This is a genomic window from Mesorhizobium sp. M8A.F.Ca.ET.181.01.1.1 (assembly GCF_004792025.1).
GTDB lineage: Bacteria > Pseudomonadota > Alphaproteobacteria > Rhizobiales > Rhizobiaceae > Mesorhizobium.
The window spans coordinates 436424-457442 of the sequence record NZ_SRTV01000002.1 but is presented as its reverse complement, the minus strand read 5'-3'; the positions used below and the strand labels follow the sequence as shown (position 1 = coordinate 457442).

Genomic DNA, 21019 nt, shown 5'->3' with positions numbered 1-21019 from the left:
GGGACCATCCCGAACCATTAGTGCACCAATGCACTAATTAATATCGGACGGGGTTTACAATCGTCAAGTGCACACTTACACTACACACAGGGATTAAGCGGAATGGTCCGCGACCATCGGGGATATTGAGAATGCTCACCTATGCCGCTGCCGAAGCCGTGCTCGCCGGAATGTACGGGCTGGGCTCAGAGATTCAGGGGAAGGCCTTCCGCGCCAGGCTGAAGCACCTCAAGCGCCTCGGCGTGCCGCTCGGCTCAAGTCCGGGTCGAGGCACGAAAATCTGGTATCACGATGAGCAGCTGTTCCAGTGGGCGTTCTGCCTTGAACTGGCCGAGTTCGGCGTCGATCCCACCATGGTGGTGTCATTCATCCGCTCATCGTGGGACGACATTTTCGAGCACTTCAAGGAAGCTCGACGTCGGTCGCAGGGCGCGTCCGAACTGTGCTTCTACGCAGAGCCACGTTTCATGGCTTCTCAGGTCTCCGGCGAGGGAAAGCCGTTCGATTATCAGTGGCTGGATGCCGGAAAAATCCGAATCGCCGGTGCCCGCAGATGCCTTGTGATCAACCTGTCCGCGATGGTCCGCGAGATGGATATCCTGCGCGTTCGCGCTGACAGCACGAAAGAGCGGAGTGACCTCAATGGCTAAGGTTCGCAAGCGCACCCTACCCTCTGGCGAAGTTCGCTGGCTGGCCGACTATTTTGACGCTGGCGGCAATCGCCGCGCCAAACAGTTCGACAAGCGCAAGGATGCCGACGCCTATCTCGTCAAGGTACGGCGCGATCTGCAGCTGGGAGTGCACGTCGCCGATAGCGCCTCGATCACGATCAAAGAGGCCGCGAAGCTTTGGCTGGAAAGATGCGACGCCGAAGGCTTGGAGCGTTCAACGCGCGACGCCTACGCCCAACACGTCAACATACACATAGTCCCGCTGATAGGCGCCAGGAAGCTCTCACAGTTCAACACGCCCCACGTCCACGCCTTTGCGGATGAACTGGCGAAAGATCGATCGCCGGCGATGGTCAAGCGCGTCGTGCGCTCCCTCGGGGCAATCTTCGTTGAAGCGAGGCGGCGGGGCTTGGCGGCCACCAATCCGGTGTCGGATGCCAAGGTGAAGGCCAACGATCGCCGCAAGCTGAAAAGGCCGGAGATCCCCACCAAGGCCGAACTGCGGACCATCCTCACAGCTATCCAAGGCAAGCACCGCCCGCTGATCGTCACTGCCCTGTTCAGTGGCCTGCGCGCCTCCGAACTGCGCGGCCTCCGCTGGAGCGCCGTCGACCTGAAGCGCGGCGTTCTTACCGTGAAAGGCAGAGTGGATGCATGGGGCGATTTCGGGCTGCCGAAGACGTCGGCCGGCGAGCGAGACGTCCCACTGGCGCCGATGGCGATCAATGCCCTTAAGCAACAGCGGCTCTCGATTGCGAATGGTCCCGATGGTCTGGTGTTCCCTTCCGACGAGGGGACGCCGCTCGACCACCACAACATTTTGGCTCGTGTCTGGACGCCGCTCTTGGTCGGTGCCGACCTGTTTAAGCTGCACCCCACAAGGCTCGACGCCGACGGCAATCCGCTCAAAATTGCCAAGTACAATTTCCATGCCCTGCGGCACGCAGCGGCGAGCCTGTTCATCGAACAGAAGCTCTCGCCGAAGCGCGTCCAGGCCATCATGGGGCATAGCTCGATCACGGTGACGTTCGACACCTATGGCCATCTTTTCGAGGACGACGCGGCAGATCAGACGGCTGTCGCGGAGATCGAGGCCCGTCTGCTTTCATGAGGCACATGCAACACGACTGCAACACAAGGCCGATTTTGTGAGCAAAAACAACGGAGAAAACTGTCTCTGACTCCGTTAGTCCTGGTTCGAATCCAGGTTCCCCAGCCAAAAACTCTGCGACAAGAACAATGACTTGCAGGGAAATTTGGCCTGTTTCATTTCGCGTTCCCATGCTCCTTCAGGCTCGCCGCATAAGGCAGCGCCATGCCCACCGATAACCAGTACATTCTCGAAAGCATCCGACAGGGATGCGTGATGCTCTCCGAGGACGAGTTCGTCATCGACAGGCTGGTGAAGTATGTCGGCAACGGGCGGGTCCGGTGGCACGTCGAATTTCGTGGACATCGAATCGAGCTGACGACCGGCCAGCTCAAGAAGCAGCCTACGTTCCGAAGGAAGATGCTCGAACAGGCCAGCGTGCTGCCGCCTCAGCGCACCGGGGCCAACTACAGGCGATGGGCTGTCGATCTGCGGAAGAACGCCATCGAGCTTCCCTGGCGGGACAGACCGGTCGATGCCGGTTTCGCTATCGACAGGCTTGTCAGCCATGGGGGCGACCGCTGGACTGTCGAATACCAAGGCAAGGCAATCAAGTTCACGACGACCAAGCTGCGCAGGCAAACCAGTTTCCGCAAGAGGATGCTGCTCAAGGCCAAGGTGCTGCCGCCCCAGATGGATCCGGTTGCCTACCGGAAGTGGGCGGACTGGTTGATTCAAAACGCCACGGAGGCTGCACCGCAGGCCGGCGATGCCGTGATGACCGAGAAAAGTTGGCTTGACGACCTGCCGGAGCTCGCCGGCTGGCAAAGCGACGCGCCACCCGAAAGCGACTAACGGGCGCCGGTCAGATCGATGGCCTCATTGCGTTTGCCATGCCTACCGGTTCCGGCACACATTCATGGCGAAGAATCTGGCCAGGGCTAGGCTCGCGGCCGAGCAGTTTGAATGAGACCACATGGACCGCTTCAATCTTGGCGCCTACCGCCGCCCCATCTCTACCCGCTCGGCAGAAACCCAGCGCTGGTTCGATATTGGCCTGAACTGGTGCTACGGCTTCAACCACGAAGAAGGCATCAAGTGCTTTGAGAAGGCTCTGGAGACCGATCCGGACTGCCCGATGGTTCATTGGGGCATCGCCTATGCGGCTGGGCCTTTCTACAATCTGACCTGGAAGGAGCATGGCGAGGCCGAGGCTGACAGCGCGACGAAGCGTTGTTTCGAGCACGTCCAGCTCGCGCGCTCCAATGCGGCGTCAGCCAGCGAGGTCGAAAGGCAACTGATCGAGGCACTGGCCTGCCGCTTCCAGAAGCCGCACCGGGTAAGCCCCCAGGAATTCGAGCAGTGGGACGATGCCTATGCCGCTGCGATGCGGCGGGTCCATGAAAACTTTCCCGACGACCATGACGTCATGGCGCTGTTCGTCGAGGCGCTGATGATGCGCACGGTGCGGCGGCTCTGGAACCTCAAGACCGGTGCACCGGCGCCAAATTCAGACGTGATCGAGGCGCTGGAGGTTTGCGAGCGGTCAATCCGGCTCGCAGACGAGGCCGGTATCGCGCAGCACCCGGCGATCGTCCATCTGCACATTCATCTCCTGGAAATGTCCACCATGCCGGAACGCGGCATGCGCTCAGCCGATCTGCTCGGCGAGATGTGCCCCGATGCCGGACACATGAACCACATGCCGGGGCATATCTATGTGCTGTGCGGCGAATATGAAAAAGCCAAGCTTGCCAGCGAAAAGGCGGTTGGGGCCAACGACCTCTATCTCGCCTATGCCGGCGAGCCGACCTACTATCTGCTCGGCTGCTGTCACGATCTGCACCTGATGATGTTCACCTGCATGTTGTCAGGCCAGTACCAGCCGGCACTGTGGGCTGCCGACAAGGTGCGCAGCCTGGTGACGCGTGACGTGGTCGCCATCCAGGACCGGCCCAAACTCACCCAGACCGTGGAAGGCTATCATGCGATGAAATCGCACGTGTTGGTGCGCTTCGGTCGGTGGCAGGAGATCATCGATGAACCAAGGGTCGCCGAGCCCGGCCTCTATGTGCTGACGGCGGCCATGCAGCACTACGCCAGGGGCGTCGCGCATGCGACGTTGAGGCGATTCGCCGAAGCCGAGCGCGAGCGCGAACTGTTTCACCAGCACCTCGAAGGCATTGCACCCGAGCGGCGTTTCCTCAGCAACCCGACCCGCGCCTCGCTCGCCGTCGGTGCCGCCTTGCTCGACGGCGAGCTTGCCTACCATCAGGGCCGGCACGAGGAGGCCTATGGCCATCTCAGGCACGCGGTCGAGCTGGATGACAATCTTTCCTACACCGAGCCGTGGGCGTGGATGCACCCGCCGCGCCATGCGCTTGCGGCGCTGCTTCTCGACCAGGGGCATGCGGCGGAAGCCGAGCAGGTTTATCGCGACGATCTCGGCCTGAGCGCCACGGTGCAGCGCTGTGCCCAGCACCCGGACAATGTCTGGGCGCTGCACGGTCTGGTGGAATGTTTGAGCCGGCGTGGCGAGACCGAAGAACTGCCGGCACTGCAGGCAAGGCTTGCCACGGCGATGGCAAAGGCGGATGTGCCGATCAGCTCGTCCTGCCTGTGCCGGACGAGCGTGCAATCGGCACTCAGCTGTTGTCATTGAGCCTACGCCCTTTCAGGGCAGTTCATTTCCATCATGGAATGCTGAAGGGCACCGAATCCTCAACCGTTCCGTCGATGGCCAAATCAACACGATAGGTGCCCGCCGGCCATCCCGCCGTGGGTTTGGTGAGCTGAGAATCAGCCTGATTGTTCGCTCCGACGTCGAGATCGACCTTGTCGATAGTATAGTTTTCCGGTGCGACGCCGTGGGAATCAACCGAGACCCAGGAAAATGTGATTTTCGATGTGGGCGCGATATCCACCAAGTCAGCCGACACGTAAATCACCGGTGTGTCGACGGGGAAGCTGCTCTGAGGTGTAGCGCCGTCCTTCGTCGCGGAAAGGATGATGTTGGCGAAGCCGGCCGCCTGGGCCGGCATACCGAAGCTGACCGCCGCCAAGGCGGCAATGGCTAGAACTAGAGCTGATTTCAAGATCTATTCCTCGTCGGACTTGGTTGCTGGCCGGCAAATCAGGGGGCGAATCGGCATAAAGGGCGGAAGCCTCAACCCAGCCATTTGTCGTAGTCGGCCACCAGCAGGTGCAGCGGCGGCGTGTCTTCCTCGATATCGGCGAAACGGCCGATCGGCTCACGGAAGACGTTGTCCGTGCGATCGTCATTGACGGTCGATACCTCGCCGATCAGCACGTCCTTGCCCTCCGCCCAGAAGGCGTGCCACACGCCGGGCAAAAGCGTTACGCTCTGGCCCGGGTCGAGCTTCAACAGCCCGCCCGCCGGCAGCCTGTGGATGGTTCCGTCGACAGGCACCGACACCTCGGCCCTGGGGTCGATGCCGCCGTCGCGGTCATGCATGAACAGTTCCAGCACCAGCTTGCCGCCGCCGCGGTTGATGATGTCCTCGGCCTTGATGTTGTGGCGGTGCATCGGCGACATCTGCTCCTTGCGCGAGATCATGATCTTCTCGGCATAGAGCATGCCCATGCCCTTCTTCATGTCCTCGTAGCGGCCGTTGCGAACGGTGAACAGGAACAGGCCGAGATCGTCGAACTTGCCCTGGCCGTAGTCGGTGATGTCCCAGCCGAGCCGTGAGGTGAAAATGGCCGAGGAATCGACCTGGCGCGCCTTCATCTCTTCCGGCGACCAGTAGGCGAAGGGCGGCATGATATAGCCGAACGAGCGGATGAAGGCGTCGGCTTCGCGGATGATGTCGTTGATGGCGGAGCGTTTCATGATCGTGACCCTTCGTGTCGATTTTTCCGACAAATCGCATAGCCGAACGCCGGTGCGGTGTCGATCCATTCTGCCTGTTCGAGCCCTGCGCCCATGGCCCACCGATCGGGTTCGCGTGCGGCGTGACATCGCGTGCTTTCCGGCTCATAACCCCTGCGAATTTTCACAGAGACAACCGATGCCGACCATCCATGATCTCGATACGCCGTCGATCCTGATCGACGTCGCACGCGCTGAAGCCAACATCGCCCGCGCGCAGGCCCATGCCGACAAGAACGGACTGAAGCTCAGGCCGCACATCAAGACCCACAAGCTGCCTTATTGGGCGAAGAAGCAGGTGGCAGCCGGGGCCGTCGGCATCACTTGCCAGAAGATCGGCGAGGCCGAGGTGATGGCCGACGCCGGGCTGACGGATATCTTTCTTCCCTACAACATCCTTGGCCGCGCCAAGCTCGCCCGGCTGAAGGCGCTGCACGGCCGCGTGACGCTGTCGGTGACGGCCGACAGCGCGCAGACGCTGGAAGGGCTCGCCGCGACCTTCACCGATGCCGGGCATCCGCTGTCGGTATTGGTCGAATGCGACACCGGCATGGGGCGCTGCGGCGTGCAGACGGCCAATGAAGCGGTTGCGCTGGCGAGGGTGATCGACAAGGCGGGCGGCCTTGCCTTTGGCGGACTGATGACCTATCCGGCCGCCGGCCGGGCAGTGGAGGCCGAGGCCTGGCTTGCCGACGCCAAACAGGCGCTGGCCGCTTCAGGGCTCGCCTGTGAGCGTGTCTCCAGCGGCGGCACGCCCGATATGTGGCGTTCCGCCGATGCCTCCGTCGTCACCGAATACCGGCCCGGCACCTATATCTATCTCGACCGCTACCAGGTCGCCAAAGGCGTCGGCGGCCTCGACGATTGCGCGCTGACCGTGCTGGCAACCGTGGTCAGCCATCCGACAGCGACGCGCGCGATCCTCGATAGCGGCAGCAAGGCCCTGTCCAGCGATACGCTGGGGCTAAAGGATTTCGGAGAGTTGATGGGCGTCCCGGGGGCGCTGGTGACGGGCTTGAGCGAGGAGCACGGCACGGTCATGCTTTCCGGCGACGGCAAGCTGCGCATTGGCGAGCGCGTGCGCGTGGTGCCGGACCATTGCTGCGTCGTCACCAATTTGTTCAACGAGGTCAACCTGATCGACGGGGAGACGGTGCTGGACACGCTGCCGGTGGCAGCGCGCGGACGGAGGGGTGAATATTTAAGCCGGACGTTCCGCCTGCCGCGCCGCCACCCGCCGCATGGCAATAACCCGTCGGCGCCGGATTTCGGTGCGCATGGCCATCAGATGCAGCGCGAAGAACAGCACGGTGAAGCCGACGGCCATCACCAGCAGCGGCCAGAGCAGGCTGGGATCGATGGTCGGACCACCGAGCCTGAACACCGAAGCCGGCTGGTGCAGTGTGTTCCACCAGTCGACCGAGAATTTGATGATCGGAATGTTGATGAAGCCGACCAGCGTGATGATGGCGGCGGCCCAGGCGGCGCGGCTGGCGTCATCGAGCGCGCGGGTTAACGCGATGATGCCGAGATACATCAGGAACAGCACGAAGACGGAAGTCAGGCGGGCGTCCCAGACCCACCAGGTGCCCCACATCGGCTTGCCCCAGATCGAACCGGTAATCAGCGCCAGCGCGGTGAAGACGGCCCCGATGGGGGCCGCTGACTTCAGTGCGACGTCGGCCAGCGGATGCCGCCAGACCAGTGTGCCCAGCGCAGAGACCGCCATCAGCGTGTAGCACATCATGGCGAGCCAGGCGAAAGGCACGTGGATGTACATGATGCGCACCGTGATGCCTTGCTGGAAATCCTCGGGCGCGGTGAAGCTAATATAGAGGCCACCAGCAAGGACGAGGGCGGCGAGCGCCGCCAGCCACGGCACAAGCTTGTCGGCCAGCCGGACAAACCGCGTCGGATTGGCAAGATCGGTCCAGCCGCTCGGGCGTGAGGTGGTGTCACTCATGCGGCTTTACATAGACCGCCGGCGCGTTTGGAGCAATCAAGCGGCGGTGTCGCAGGTTCTTCCTTCTCCCATTCGGGAGAAGGCAGAACCATCAACTGCTCAGGCGGCCTCGCCCTGCACGGAGCGGCTGAGGCGGCGGACTTCCTCGTCGTTGAGCAGGCCGCCGGCACGCAACAGGCTGGCGAAACGGCCGTTGCGCAGCGACAGTTCGGCAAAGCCACCCATCTCGACCACCTTGCCCTTGTCCATGAACACGACCAGATCGGCGTCGCGGACGGTGGTCAGGCGGTGGGCGATGATGAAGGTAGTGCGGTCGCGGCGCAATTCGTCGATCGCTTCCTTGACGCGGTCCTCGGTCTCGACGTCGAGCGCGCTGGTCGCCTCGTCGAGCACCAGGATCGGCGCATCCTTCAGCACGGCACGGGCAATGGCGATGCGCTGGCGCTCGCCGCCAGACAGCTGGCCGCCACGTTCACCGACCACCGTGTCGTAGCCATTGCTCTTGGCCAGGATGAAATCCTGCGCCGCGGCTGCGGTGGCTGCGGCATGGATCTCGTCGTTGGTCGCATCGGCACGGCCGACCCGGATGTTGTCCTCGATCGAGCGGTTGAGAAGCCCGGCATCCTGGAACACGGTGGCGATCGAATGGCGCAGCGACTTGCGGGTCACGGTGCGGGTATCGATGCCGTCGATCAGGATACGGCCGCTGGACGGCGAGAAGACGCGCTGCAGCAGGTTGATGAGCGTGGTCTTGCCCGCACCCGTCGGCCCGACGATGGCGACGGTCTGGCCGGCCTGGACCTCGAAGGACACGTCGCTGACGCCCTGCCCCGAATTGGCGAACTCGAAGCTGACATCCTCGAAACGGACATGGCCGGTGACGTTGGCCAGGTCGCGCAGGCCGTCCGGCTCGGCGGTATCGGCGGCCGAGTCCTCGAGCTTGTAGAAATCCTCGAGCTTGGCGCGGGCCTCCGAAATCTGGTTCGCGAAAGCCGACATCTGGTCGAGCCGCGAGATCAGCAGCGTGGCGAAGCCGGTGAAAGCGATGACGTCGCCGATGCGCAGCTGGCCGTGGGTGACCAGATAGGCGCCGATCAGAAGCACCACCATCATCGAGATCGTCGACGACAGGCGATTGAGCGCATTGGCGATCGCCCACCAGTCGAGCACCGGGTTCTGCGCGTCGAGCAGGTTCTTGACGTAGCTGCGCAGCGCGTCGGCTTCGTGGCCAAGACGGTTGTAGCTCTGCAGCACGGCGACGTTGCTCACCGAGTCAGTCACGTGCGCGAAAACCTTGTGATAGTGGCGCTCGACGGCGGCCTGGCCTTCCTTCGTGCGCTTCATCACCAGGCGGCCAATGCCGACATAGAGAACGCCGAGGACGAGCAGGACCATCGACATGCGCACGTCCATGCTGAGGGCCGTCGGAACCAGCAGGACGAGCGCAACAGCGGTGGACAAATGCTGGCGCATGAATTCGAGCCAAAGGCTGAACAGCGTCTCGACGGCGCGCAGCAGCGTGTGGAGAGCATTCGAGGTGCCGCGCTGATGATGCCAGGCGAGCGGCATGGTGATGACGCGCTCGAAGGACTGGCAGAGCACTTCGCTGCGCCGGGCGTGCGCGAACCGGTCGGCACCGCGCGCCACCAGCACGAAAGCGAGAACGTTGAAGGCGCCGATGCCGGCCCACACGGCAAGCGTGGAGAAGACCGAGCCTTTCGTGGAAATCGCGTCGATGACCCGGCCGAACAGGATCGGCTCGAGGATCGCGATGGCTGCCAGAGCGACGTTGGCCGCACAGATCAGCGCGACGCGCTTCTTGTCGGCAGCCAGATATCCCAGCGCTCTCCAATAGATCTGCAGAAGTGACACTTCAGCTACTCCGCCAACTCTCTATTGTGCCCAACACCAATATTGTGCACTGCACCATTTCCTGACACGTAACGGTTGATGCGTCGCAAAACAATGCCCGTCTATCGCTTCCGTTCCCATTTAGCGAACAAAAGATGACGACGATACGAAATCTGACGTGATCACCTAACGGTTTGAGATAAAAGGTGAAATGTCAGCCTTGCGGCAAAATCATGGCAGTAGCCGAGCACTGCCACATTTTTAATCACGGCAGGCTGAAGAGGCCCGGTTTCAAGGCGCCCAGCCGGCGCCGCCACGGATCACGCGCAAGTAACGAGGCGCTGCTTCGCGCGTCCCGAAGGACGCGCGATCCGGTGATCCAACCTGTTGATTTTACGCCGGTATCTTGACCACGACCTCGGTCTGGCCACCGGCCTTGGGCTCAAAGGACGCCGATTTTGTCTTCGAACCATTGACTTCGAGCGAGATCGTCTTGGTCTTTTTGTCGCGAATGACCTGCACCTTGATCTCGGCGCCCAGCATCTTGAGTGAAGCCTGATAGCCCTCCCAATGACTGGGCAGCTTCGGCCGGAACGTGATCTGCTTGCCACGCCGTTCGATGCCCAGGATGCCTTCGACCGCGGCCCGGTAAAGCCAGCCCGCCGAGCCGGTGTACCAGGTCCAGCCGCCGCGCCCTCCCTTGTCGTCCCCGGCATAGATGTCGGCCGCCACCACATAGGGTTCGACGCGGTAATGCTCGGTCGAGGCCTCGTCGAAGGCGTGGTTGACCGGGTTCAGCATCGAGAAGCAGCGATAGGCTTCATCGGTCTGTCCCATCTCCGCCAATGCAATGACGAACCAGGTGGCGGCGTGAGTGTACTGGCCGCCATTCTCGCGCACGCCAGGCGGGTAGCTCTTGATGTAGCCGGGATCCTTGTCCGTCTTCGAGAAGGGTGGCGTGAACAGCTTTACGATCTTGAGATGATCGTCGACGAGCAGCTTCGTCGCCTGCTGCATCGCCGTGGTCGACCGCGCCGGGTCGCCCTCGCCCGAAAGCACGCTCCAGGACTGAGCAATGGAGTCGATCTTGCACTCCTGCGATGTGCGTGATCCCAAAGGCGTGCCGTCGTCAAAGCTGCCGCGCCGGTACCATTCGCCGTCCCATGCCGTGCTTTCGAGTGCCCGCTTCAGGGCTTCGGCATGCTTTGCCCAGGCCTGCGCGCGCTTGGTGTCGCCCTCGGTCTTGGCGACCGCGGCGAAGTCGCCCAGCGTCTTCAGCAGGAACCAGCCCAGCCACACGCTCTCGCCCTTGCCATGCTCGCCGACACGGTTCATGCCGTCGTTCCAGTCGCCGCCGAGGATCAACGGCAGGCCGGCTGGACTGCTGCGCTTGATGGCAAGGTCGAGCGCACGCGCGCAGTGATCGTAGAGCGACACCGTCTTCTTCGAGATTTCCGGAGTGAAGAAGGCGTCGTGCTCGCCTTCACCCAGCGCCTGTCCGTCGAGGAAGGGCAGTTGCTCCTTCAGGATTGTGGCGTCGCCGGTCACCATGAGATAGCGGGCCGTGGCGTGGGCGAGCCACACCACGTCGTCGGAGATCAGGGTGCGTACGCCGGCGCCGGTGCGCGGCAGCCACCAATGTTGCACGTCGCCTTCCGGGAACTGCCGCCGCGCGGCATTGAGGATCTGGTCGCGCGCCAGCGTCGGATCATGCGCCAGCAGGGCGAGTGTGTCCTGCAACTGGTCGCGGAAGCCGAAGGCGCCGCTTGCCTGATAGAAGGCCGAGCGGGCGCGGATGCGGCAGGCAAGGCTCTGATAGGGCAGCCAGTGATTGACCATGGCATCGAGTGCCTTGTCCGGCGTCTCGACCTGGATGGTGTCGAGGAAGGCGCGCCATTCGCGCTCATTGTCGGCCAGGCGCTGGTCGAAATCCTTGCCCCGGTGCTTCTGCACCAGCGCGCTCGCCTGCGCCGGAGACTCGGCGTCGCCGAGCAGCCAGATCAGCGTGACGTCGCCACCAGCGGGGATTTCGATGTCGCGGGCGATCGCCGCGCAAGGATCATCTCCGGCTTCGACGCGACCCGACAGGGCCGAACCGCTCAGCACTGCCTGCGGCAACTCGCTGGACCCGTGCCGGCCGAGGAACTCGGCCCGGTCAGTCGTCACCGAGTGGACACCGGTGTCGGCGGCGAGGAAGGCCACGCGCTCGCTGAAATCGAGCCCGTAGGGATTTTGCGCGAGCAGCGCGCCGGTGGCACCGTCACGGGATGGCACTATGGTTGCCGCGGTGCGCGACCGATGCCCGCCAAGAACCCATTCGGCATAGGCATAGACGCGCAGCCGGGCAGGTACCGGGCCGGAATTCTGGATGCGCAGCCGCGTGATCTTCACCGGATCGATGGGATCGACGACGTGCGTCAAGTCCATCGACAACGGTCCGCGCTTCGAGCGGAAGGTCGAGAAGCCCTGGCCGTGCCAGGCTTCGTAGGTCATCGAGGGATCGCGCACCACCGCGGCGATCGGCGAGAACGCCCTGCCGCTGGCCTGGTCGTAGATATAGATGCCCTCGCCCGGTCGGTTGGAGACCGGGTCGTTCGACCACGGCGTCAACTGGTAGTCACGGCTGTTGCGGCTCCAGGTGAAGGCCGCGCCCTCGGCCGAGGTATGGAAGCCGAACGAGGCGTTGGAGACGACATTGATCCAGGGCTGCGGCGTGGTGCGTCGGCCAGCCAGGCGCACCACATAGTGCCGCCCGTCACCGTCGAAGCCGCCGAAACCGTTCCACTGGCTGAGGCCGGAGCCATCGGCGCTGACATCGGCCACCGCCTGCGAGGCGAATGCATGCATCTGTACGGGCGCAGGAATTTCGCGCGGGCCTGGAAATCCTGCCGGCTGCAGGCCATCGCGCGCCTGCAGTGCGGCCGCCTCGGCTCGTTCGATCTGGTCGAAGATGGTGCCGTTGCGCGTATGCAGCACAACCCGGGCGACGGCGAGCAGCGTCTTGTAGGTGGTCTCCTCCATCAGGTCGCGGCGCACCGCGAAAATGTGCTGGCGGGGTCCGAGTTCCTTGCCGCGCAAGCGGCTGTTTTCGCACAGCGTTTCGACCGCGCGCTGCAGATCCTGGACATAGGACGAGGCCTGCTCGTTGACGACGACGAAGTCGATCATCATACCGCGGGTGCGCATATATTCCTGGAAGCGCAACGCCTGGGCAACGATCTCCAGATCGGCGACGTCGCCGATCCTGACCAGGAAGATCGGGTAATCGCCCGAAATGCTGGTCGGCCACAGGCTCGACTGCTTGCCCAATCCGGAAGCGATGGACTCGGCCGGCAGCCGCAGGAACGGATCGGGATAGATCAGATAGCGCGCCAGTTTCTGCACATTGGCCGCATCGGTCAGGCTGAGGCCCATATGGCGGGTCTGCACCTGGCTGCGCGTCCAGGCAAGCATGGCCTGGCGGGCAAAGCTCTCCTGATGGTCGAGCCGGTTTATGGCCTCCTCCAGCTCGGCGCGGTTGGCCCCGACGACGGTCCAGAAGGTCAGCGATATCTTCTTGTTGGCGGGCACGCGCACCTGACGGCGCAGCGAGGCGATGGGATCGAGCGTGAAGCCGGAATGGCCGCCCAGCCTGGCGCCTGGATCGAAGGCGGCGGCATCGACGATGGTGCGGCCACGGCCGATGAAGGCGCGCCTGTCGGTCTCGGCCTCGGCATCACGAGCCGGCCCCGACGGATCGGTGACGAAATGCACCAGGGCGACATCGGGCTCGCTGGTTTCGCGCTTGCGTCGCGTGGCGAAGATCGCGCCATTGTTGGCGGCGATTTCCGTTTCCACGAACATTTTCGAGAAGGCCGGATGCGCGTTGTCGGAAGCCTCCGATCCCAGAACCAGCTCGGCAAAGGACGTCACTTCGATGTGACGGTCGGATGTGCTCTCATTGTAGAGCGTTATGCGGCGGCCTTCGCCATTGCCTTCGGAAACGACGATGCATTCGACCTCCGAGCGTAGCGTGCCGGCCGATTTGACGAAGCTCGCCTTGTCATCGGAAAACAGGGTCTGCGTCTTTTCCTCGGGCGCGCGCCTTGGCTCCGCCGTTGCCGACCACCAGTCGCCAGTGCTGACGTCACGCAGGAAGATGTATGAGCCCAGGCGGTCCTCGACCGGATCCGGCTGCCAGCGGGTCACTGACAGATCGCCCCAGCGGCTGTAGCCGGAGCCGGTCGCGGTCACCATGACGGAATAGCGGCCGTTCGACATCACATTGGTCGAACGCAGCGCCCGCACGGGATCGAGCACAATGCGGGTGTCAGGGCTCTCGGTTTCGGTCTCGTCCTTGGAGCGCTCGTCGGCCTCGGTGCGGACGGTGGCGGTCGGAATGTCGCGCGGCGCCCTCTCCTGCAGCAGCAGTTCGGCTGATTCGATGACTGGATCGCTGTGGAAGCGATCGCGCAGGCGACCTTCGAAAATGGCGTCGGCGACGGCGGCGATCGACATGCCCGAATGGTGGGCATAGTAATTCAGCACGACCGCGTGGTTGGTGCCTTCCGGCACGCGCTGCGGGGTGAAGTCGACCGCATCATAATAGCCATGGCGGCCAAGCGCGCCGATCTCGCGCAGCCGAGCCAGATTCTGCACCGCTTCGCGCGGGTTGAACTGCGCCGCCATGATCGTCGCGTAAGGTGCGATCACCGTGTTCTGGCCAAGGCCGCGCTTCAGCCCCAGCCCCGGCACGCCGAAATTGGTGTACTGATAGGTCAGTTCGCGGTCGCGGGCATTGTAGGCTGCTTCCGAGATCCCCCACGGCACGTTCTTCTGGCGGCCGTACTGCATCTGGCGCTTGATGATCAGCTTGCTGGTCTGGTTGAGGATCGAGCCTTGCGGTTCCTTCATCACCAGCGGCGGCATCAGGTACTCGAACATCGAGCCGGACCACGACATCAGCGCGCCCTGGAAGCCGATCTCGACGATGGGGCGGCCGAGCCTAAACCAGTGCTCGGTCGGCAGATCGCCCTTGGCGATGGCGAACAGGCTGGTCAGCCGCGCCTCGGAGGCGAGAAGGTCGTAGCAGCTTTCGTCGAGCTGATGTTCCTCGACCCGGTAGCCGATCGACAAAAGCTTGCGCTCCGGCCGCATCAGGAAGGCGAACTCCATCTCGAAGGCGAAACGACGGGTGCGCTCGCGCAAGGTGAGCAGCTTGGCACGCAGAGCCTCGACCGCGTTTTCGTCGCTGTGGGCGTCATGGACGTGCGCCTCGCAGGTGGCTTCGAGCCTTGCCGCCCAGTCGACGATGACGTCACTCTGCGGCGATGCGGCCTCGGTGTGAATGGCGGTGGCGAGCTTGCGGATTTCACCGGCCAGCACCGCCAGGTTGATGGTGCGGATCGAGGCCATTTCCGGCTGTGCCTTGATCGTGTCGACGGCGCGCCGCATGCCGTCGAGGCGATCGACGAGGCGTTGGCGCAATGGGCGCAACTGACGGCGATCGTCAGGCAATTCATCTAGGCTTTCGCTCAGGATGGTCACGGTGTCGAGAATGCCTTCGAAATCACCCTGCAGGTGGACGGAAGGGGCTTCCGCCCATTCGGCGCAGGCCGCCGCCACCGCCACCAGGTGACCGGCGAGATTGCCGCTGTCGACAGCCGAGATATAGAGCGGGTAGAGCGGCTTCAGGGTCGTGGTGTCGTACCAGTTGAAGAGATGGCCGCGGCTGCGCGGCATGCTCTCGATGGTCGTCATGGTGGCATCGATGCGGGTGATGGCATCGGACAGGCTGATCCAGCCGAAATCGCGCGCCGAGACGACCGAGAGCAGGTAGACGCCGACATTGGTCGGCGAGGTGCGGGGCGCCACGACGGGCGCGGGGCTCTCCTGGAAATTGTCCGGCGGCAGATTGTGATGTTCGGCCGTCACGAAGCTCTCGAAATAATGCCAGGTGCGCCGCGCCACGGTGCGCAGGGTGTGAATATCGGCCTGCGATATACGCAGCCGGTCCTCGGTTTCGGCGGAGCGGCTGATCCAGCTGGCGATCGCCGGCGAGCCGATCCAGAACAAGGCAAAGAAGAAGGCGACGAAGGCACCGGTGGAATCGGCCAGCACCGGAATGGCGAGGCCGACAAAGCCGATGATCACGGCGCCATACATCATGCCGTAGTAGGAGCCGACGTCGTTGTCGCCGGCCTTGTGCGCCTGCGAGGCGGTGCGCCATTCCAGGAGGTTCTGCCGGCTGACGAACAGCCGGTAGAGGGTGCGCACGATGGCGTCGCCCATCATCCAGGCGTTGTGTGCCATCAGCACGATCTTCAGTGCCACCATGGCGGTGCCGAAGGCGACGTCGCGCGCCAGCGCCGAGAAATGGCCGCGCGGCGTCTGGTCGCCGCTCTTGGGCAGGATGGCGTTGACCACGTCGAAGGTCGGCGCCATGAACAGGCTGAGGATCAGCAAGGCCTGCCACTGCGCGGCCTGCGTGAAGGGCAGCAAGGTCCAGCCGGCGATCGCCGCCATCACCCAGAAGATCGGCGTCAGCGAGCGGCGCAGATTGTCGACCATCTTCCAGCGCGACAAGGCCGGAACGCCGGAACGGGGGTTGAAGATGTATCCCAAAAGTTGCCAGTCGCCGCGCGCCCAGCGATGGTGGCGCGAGGCGTCGACCGAGTAGCGGGTCGGGTAGTCCTCGACCAGTTCGACGTCGGTGACGAGTGCGGCGCGCGCCAGAGCGCCTTCGAGCAGATCGTGGCTGAGGATGGTGTTTTCCTCGATGCGGCCCTGCAAGGCGGCCTCGAAGGCATCGACATGATAGAGGCCCTTGCCGGTGAAGGACCCGTCGCTGAAGACGTCCTGATAGAGGTCCGAAACAGCGAAGACGTAAGGATCAAGGCCGCGATTGGCCGAGAACACGCGCTGGAAGAACGAGGCTTCGTCGCCGCTGGTGAGTGAAGCGGTGATACGCGGCTGCAGGATGGTGTAGCCGGCGGTTACGACACGCCTGGTGGCGTCGAAATGCGGGCGGTTGAGCGGATGGCAAAGCTTGCCGACAAGGCTCGATACGGCATCGCGGGTGGTGCGGGTATCGGCGTCGAGCGTCATCACATGGACGACTTTTTCAGGCAGCGGCACTTCGAGTGGTAGGAAGGTGGTATCGCTGTCGCCGCGCAGCAAGAGGTCGAGCTCGTGCAGCTTGCCGCGCTTGCGTTCCCAGCCCATCCAGCACCCTTGAGCCGCATTGTAGAGCCGGCGGCGGTGCAGGATATAGAAGCGCGGGGCGCCTTCGGAGGGATAGCGTGCGTTGAGGCGAGCGATTTCGGCGCGGGCGAAGTCGAGAATCTCAGTGTCCGCCGCATCGATCTCGATCTTGCTGTCGGGCCAATCCGAAAGCAGCGCGAAATGGATCTCGTCCGCCAGATTGGCAAGATAGTGCACTTCGATGTTGCGGATGTTTTCCTCGACATCGTCACGCGAGCCGATCAGCGACGGCACGACCACCAGGGTGCGCGCCTCGGGCGGCACGCCGTGCCTGTAGTCGTAACCGATCAGGCGAGTCGGCTTGAGGAACAGCGAGACCACGGTGTTGAAGAAGGCGAGCGCGCCTTCGCTGGCTGGCACGGCAAACAGAGCCAGCATCAGCACGATCGACGGCACCGACAGGCCGAGATTGGAAAGGGCGTTGCCGGACAGGACGAGCAGCAGGGCGGTCAGCGCGAAGACGGGGAGCACGATGCCAAGCCAGCCCGTCTTGGCGAAGGTCCGCTTGACCGTCTGGCTGACCGTAGGCCGGTACTCGATCGCCTTTTCCAGCTCCAGCCGGCGCGGGCCAACGAGATAGAAACCGACGTCGGTATGAGCGGATGCTGCCTGGGCATCCACCCCTTCAACGCCCTCCGCGACGGTTTCACCGGCGGCGTGACCGGCCAGTTCGATGGCTTTTTCGGCGACACGGTACTCCGACAGGTTCGAGCGGCGTGCCAGTTCCTCGATCGCGGTGCGGTACTGATCGCGCGAGAAGAAGTCGAGCGCGGCGAAATCGGTGCGCTCGCGCAGCACGGTATCGATGCGGCTGACGCCTTCGAACCACACCGTCCAGTCGACGTCGTTGATGAGGCGCAGACCGCGCACGATGTTGCCGGTGGTCACATTGCCGCTGGACAGCGTCTGGTGCTCGGAAATGATGATTTCCTCGGCATCCGAGCCGGTCTTTTCGAGTTCGCCTTCCAGCCACTCCAGCGCCTTGCCGGCGTTCTGCGATCCGTCACGCAGGCGATAGAGAAGCTGAGTGGCGAAGGTGGTGTCCTGCGCATGCGCGCTGAAGTTGGCGAGAATTGCCTGCCGATCCGGATTGTCGTCGGTCGCAAGCACCTTGTCGGCCACGTCGTTGGCGATCTGGCGCATCTGACGGGTGCGGTTGACCCTGACCGCCAGGCGGCGGAGGTTCTCGATCAGCACGAAGCGCAGCAGTGACGGCAGGGCCCAGAGTTCGCCGATCTTCAGCGGCTCGACCGACTGAAAACCCTGGACGATGGACTTGAACATGGTCGCCGAGACGGAACTGTCCGAATGCGCGACATAGGTCCAGGCCAGCGCCAATGCGCGCGGCACGGTGCCGTCGTCGGGCAGTTTCAACGTCGGCAATTGCCGGTAGAAGCGGCGCGGCAGGTCGCGTTTGACCTGGAAAATGGTTTCCTCGATCAGGTAGTTGTTGTCGAGCAGCCATTGCGCGGCCGGCGTGATGGTTTCGCCCCTCGCCTGCGCGGCGTTGGTCGACCGGTAGACTTCGAGGATCTTCTTGGCGCTGTCACGGATGCGGGCCTGGAAGTCGAATGGTATCAGTCCGAACAGGTCCGTCAGATCGCCCTTGGCCAGGCTTTCGCCGAGCAGCCGGAGCCGTTCCTCCGGCAGGAATGTCGATCTTATCGGCTCTTCCGTGATGGCTGGGAAGCTCGCGCTTGTCTTCTCGATCTGGGCTGGGTTCGTCTGAATATTCATTGAAAATTCCGTAAGCGGGCACTCAGCGGCATCACCGCCACGGCAATGGCCCTAAAACCGGTTCAAATGCAATCGGTTGCATCAACCCCTATGCCGAAAGTTTGTTTCCGCACCACGACAGGGCGTCATCTTTCGAGCAAACTCAAAGACGAGCGCCCCTCGCTCCCGTCAGGACCGATCGACGGGGAGGATTCGGGCTTTTTCGTGATGCCACCGCCAGCTTACGCTATATTTCGCCGGCGTCGCGATCATGTTTGGAAACAGGCGGTAACCGTTGGCGCCAAACGCGTCAGGCGGCAGCGATTATCCGGATCACGAAAAGGATCGCATCCGGTGCGGGCTGAACCCGCAAGACAGAGGCATCAGGTCCGAGCAGCAGGGCGTCGAGCGGCCCGAGACGAATGGGCGCGGCGCCGGGGAAAATGGCATGGCCCCTGTGACAAAGGATGAGAGTGGGACCGGCCTCGGTCGGGATTTCCACGGGCGTCGAAATCGCCAGACGCTCGACCTGATGCAACATGCGGCCGCGGCGGGTCATGACGTTGAGATCGGTGATCGGGCCGGCGATCAGCGCGGCACGCGTCGGCTGGTCGGCTGGAAAGGAAAATGGCTGGGAAGCCGCTGTCATCCGCTCCGGCGGACGGCCCGCGACATCAAGCACGATCCCCTCGCCCTCCAGCACCGACAGCGTGCGGTCGATGCCGGCAAAGCTGGAGAACGGCCCGCTGCCTTCGACCCGGGCCATCGAGACGCGCCAGTCGAAATCGTCGAGCCCCGCGCCGTCGGGCGAGACGGCGATCTCGGTCGTCGTGCCGCCGCCGTTCTTCCACGGCATGACGCGGTAATCGGCGGCGCGAAGGATGCGCATCACGTCAGCCGCTACCCGAGAATGCCGGGCAGGTTGAGCTGGTGCTCCTTGGCGCATTCGATGGCGATGTCATAGCCGGCATCGGCGTGGCGCATGACGCCGGTCGCCGGGTCGTTCCACAGCACCCGCTCCAGACGTCTTGCCGCGTCAGGCGTGCCGTCGGCGACGATGACCATGCCGGCATGCTGGGAGAAGCCCATGCCGACGCCGCCGCCATGGTGCAGCGACACCCAGGTGGCGCCCGAAGCTGTGTTGAGCAGCGCGTTGAGCAGCGGCCAGTCGGAGACCGCGTCGGAATCGTCCTTCATCGATTCCGTCTCGCGATTTGGCGAAGCGACCGAACCCGAATCGAGGTGATCGCGGCCGATGACGACGGGCGCCTTGAGCTCGCCCTTGGCCACCATCTCGTTGAAGGCAAGACCCAGCCTGTGCCGGTCGCCGAGACCGACCCAGCAGATGCGCGCCGGCAGGCCCTGGAAGGAAATGCGCTCGCGCGCCATGTCGAGCCAATTGTGCAGATGGGTGTTGCCGGGAGTAAGTTCGCGTACCTTGGCGTCGGTCTTGTAGATATCCTCCGGATCGCCGGAGAGTGCAGCCCAACGGAACGGGCCGATACCGCGGCAAAAGAGCGGACGGATGTAGGCCGGCACGAAACCGGGGAAGGCAAAGGCGTTCTCGAAACCTTCGTCCTTGGCGACCTGACGGATGTTGTTGCCGTAGTCGAGCGTCGGCACGCCGGCGTTCCAGAACGCCACCATCGCCTCGACATGCTCGCGCATGGAGGCGCGGGCCGCCTTCTCGACCGCCTTGGGGTCGCTGACACGCTTTTCGCGCCACTCGGCCATCGTCCAGCCCTTCGGCAGATAGCCATTGATGGGGTCGTGCGCCGAGGTCTGGTCGGTGACCATATCAGGGCGGATGCCGCGCTTGAACATTTCGGGCACGATCTCGGCGGCGTTGCCAAGCAGGCCGACGGACTTCGCCTCGCCGGCCTTAGTCCAGCGCTCGATCATTTCCATGGCCTCGTCGAGCGTCTCGGCCTTCTCGTCGACATAGCGGGTGCGCAGGCGGAAATCGATCGAATCGGGATTGCATTCGATTGCCAGACAGCAGGCGCCGGCCATGACGGCAGCCAATGGCTGGGCGCCGCCCATGCCGCCAAGGCCGCCGGTCAGGATCCATTTTCCCTTGAGATTGCCGCCATAATGCTGGCGGCCGGCCTCGACGAAGGTTTCGTAGGTGCCCTGCACGATGCCTTGCGTGCCGATATAGATCCAGGAGCCGGCCGTCATCTGGCCGTACATCATCAGGCCCTTCTTATCGAGCTCGTTGAATTTCTCCCAGGTCGCCCAGTGCGGTACCAGGTTGGAGTTGGCGATCAGCACGCGCGGCGCGTCCGGGTGGGTGCGAAACACACCGACCGGCTTGCCGGACTGCACCAGCAGCGTCTCGTCCTGGCCAAGCGTCTTCAGCGACGCAACGATTTGATCGAAATCGTTCCAGGTGCGCGCCGCCCGGCCGATGCCGCCATAGACGACCAGTTCGTTGGGATTCTCGGCGACATCAGGGTCGAGATTGTTCATCAGCATGCGCAGCGGCGCCTCGGTCGTCCAATACCGGGCGTTGAGCTTGTCACCGCGCGGCGCGCGCACTTCGCGGATATTGTGGCGAGGGTTGTTCATCATTGTCCCTTTCGGATGAGGCG

The 21019-nt window shown here is 63.4% G+C and carries 11 protein-coding genes and 1 pseudogene; 5 read left to right on the top strand and 7 right to left on the bottom strand.

Translation table 11 applies throughout. The features are described from left to right. Nucleotides 1–131: 131 nt before the first annotated feature. The 4 genes from EN824_RS10545 to EN824_RS10530 all read left to right on the top strand — a co-directional run bounded on the left by EN824_RS10545 (nucleotide 132) and on the right by EN824_RS10530 (nucleotide 4423). Nucleotides 132–650: a hypothetical protein gene (locus EN824_RS10545; protein WP_135932208.1), complete on the top strand. Its 519-nt coding sequence runs from the start codon at nucleotides 132–134 to the stop codon at nucleotides 648–650. Further along, nucleotides 643–1782 (top strand): site-specific integrase, encoded by a 1140-nt coding sequence (locus tag EN824_RS10540; RefSeq protein WP_135932207.1) that lies wholly within the window; start codon nucleotides 643–645, stop codon nucleotides 1780–1782. The genes EN824_RS10545 and EN824_RS10540 overlap by 8 nt, the downstream gene beginning before the upstream one ends. Before the next feature lie 204 nt (nucleotides 1783–1986). Beyond that, nucleotides 1987–2616, top strand: a complete 630-nt coding sequence (locus EN824_RS10535; RefSeq protein WP_135863970.1) for a hypothetical protein — start codon at nucleotides 1987–1989, stop codon at nucleotides 2614–2616. A gap of 121 nt (nucleotides 2617–2737) precedes the next feature. Further along, nucleotides 2738–4423 (top strand): hypothetical protein, encoded by a 1686-nt coding sequence (locus EN824_RS10530; protein WP_135915414.1) that lies wholly within the window; start codon nucleotides 2738–2740, stop codon nucleotides 4421–4423. A 31-nt stretch (nucleotides 4424–4454) separates the two neighbouring features. On the opposite strand, the gene EN824_RS10525 is transcribed toward EN824_RS10530, so the two are convergent. Both EN824_RS10525 and EN824_RS10520 read right to left on the bottom strand, forming a co-directional pair. After that, nucleotides 4455–4856: a hypothetical protein gene (locus EN824_RS10525; RefSeq protein ID WP_127278656.1), complete on the bottom strand. Its 402-nt coding sequence runs from the start codon at nucleotides 4854–4856 to the stop codon at nucleotides 4455–4457. Nucleotides 4857–4927: 71 nt separating this feature from the next. Further along, nucleotides 4928–5614, bottom strand: coding sequence for a D-lyxose/D-mannose family sugar isomerase (locus EN824_RS10520; RefSeq protein ID WP_127278655.1), 687 nt, complete (start codon nucleotides 5612–5614; stop codon nucleotides 4928–4930). Nucleotides 5615–5792: 178 nt separating this feature from the next. Here EN824_RS10520 and EN824_RS10515 point away from each other — a divergent pair. Then, nucleotides 5793–6842, top strand: a pseudogene (locus tag EN824_RS10515) (D-TA family PLP-dependent enzyme); the annotation flags it as partial. A gap of 12 nt (nucleotides 6843–6854) precedes the next feature. Here the strand turns inward: EN824_RS10515 and EN824_RS10510 are convergent. The 5 genes from EN824_RS10510 to hutU all read right to left on the bottom strand — a co-directional run bounded on the left by EN824_RS10510 (nucleotide 6855) and on the right by hutU (nucleotide 20996). After that, on the bottom strand, nucleotides 6855–7616 hold the full coding sequence (locus EN824_RS10510; RefSeq protein ID WP_135863963.1) for a heme ABC transporter permease: 762 nt from the start codon (nucleotides 7614–7616) through the stop codon (nucleotides 6855–6857). A gap of 99 nt (nucleotides 7617–7715) precedes the next feature. Continuing rightward, nucleotides 7716–9488: a glucan ABC transporter ATP-binding protein/ permease gene (locus tag EN824_RS10505; RefSeq protein WP_127278652.1), complete on the bottom strand. Its 1773-nt coding sequence runs from the start codon at nucleotides 9486–9488 to the stop codon at nucleotides 7716–7718. 372 nt (nucleotides 9489–9860) lie between these two features. Continuing rightward, nucleotides 9861–18446, bottom strand: coding sequence for a glucoamylase family protein (locus EN824_RS10500; protein ID WP_135932206.1), 8586 nt, complete (start codon nucleotides 18444–18446; stop codon nucleotides 9861–9863). A 289-nt stretch (nucleotides 18447–18735) separates the two neighbouring features. Then, nucleotides 18736–19314 (bottom strand): HutD family protein, encoded by a 579-nt coding sequence (locus tag EN824_RS10495; protein WP_135932205.1) that lies wholly within the window; start codon nucleotides 19312–19314, stop codon nucleotides 18736–18738. Nucleotides 19315–19325: 11 nt separating this feature from the next. Continuing rightward, the gene (gene hutU / locus EN824_RS10490) at nucleotides 19326–20996 is read right to left on the bottom strand and encodes a urocanate hydratase (protein ID WP_135932358.1); all 1671 of its coding nucleotides are present in this window, start codon (nucleotides 20994–20996) and stop codon (nucleotides 19326–19328) included. Nucleotides 20997–21019 lie beyond the last annotated feature (23 nt).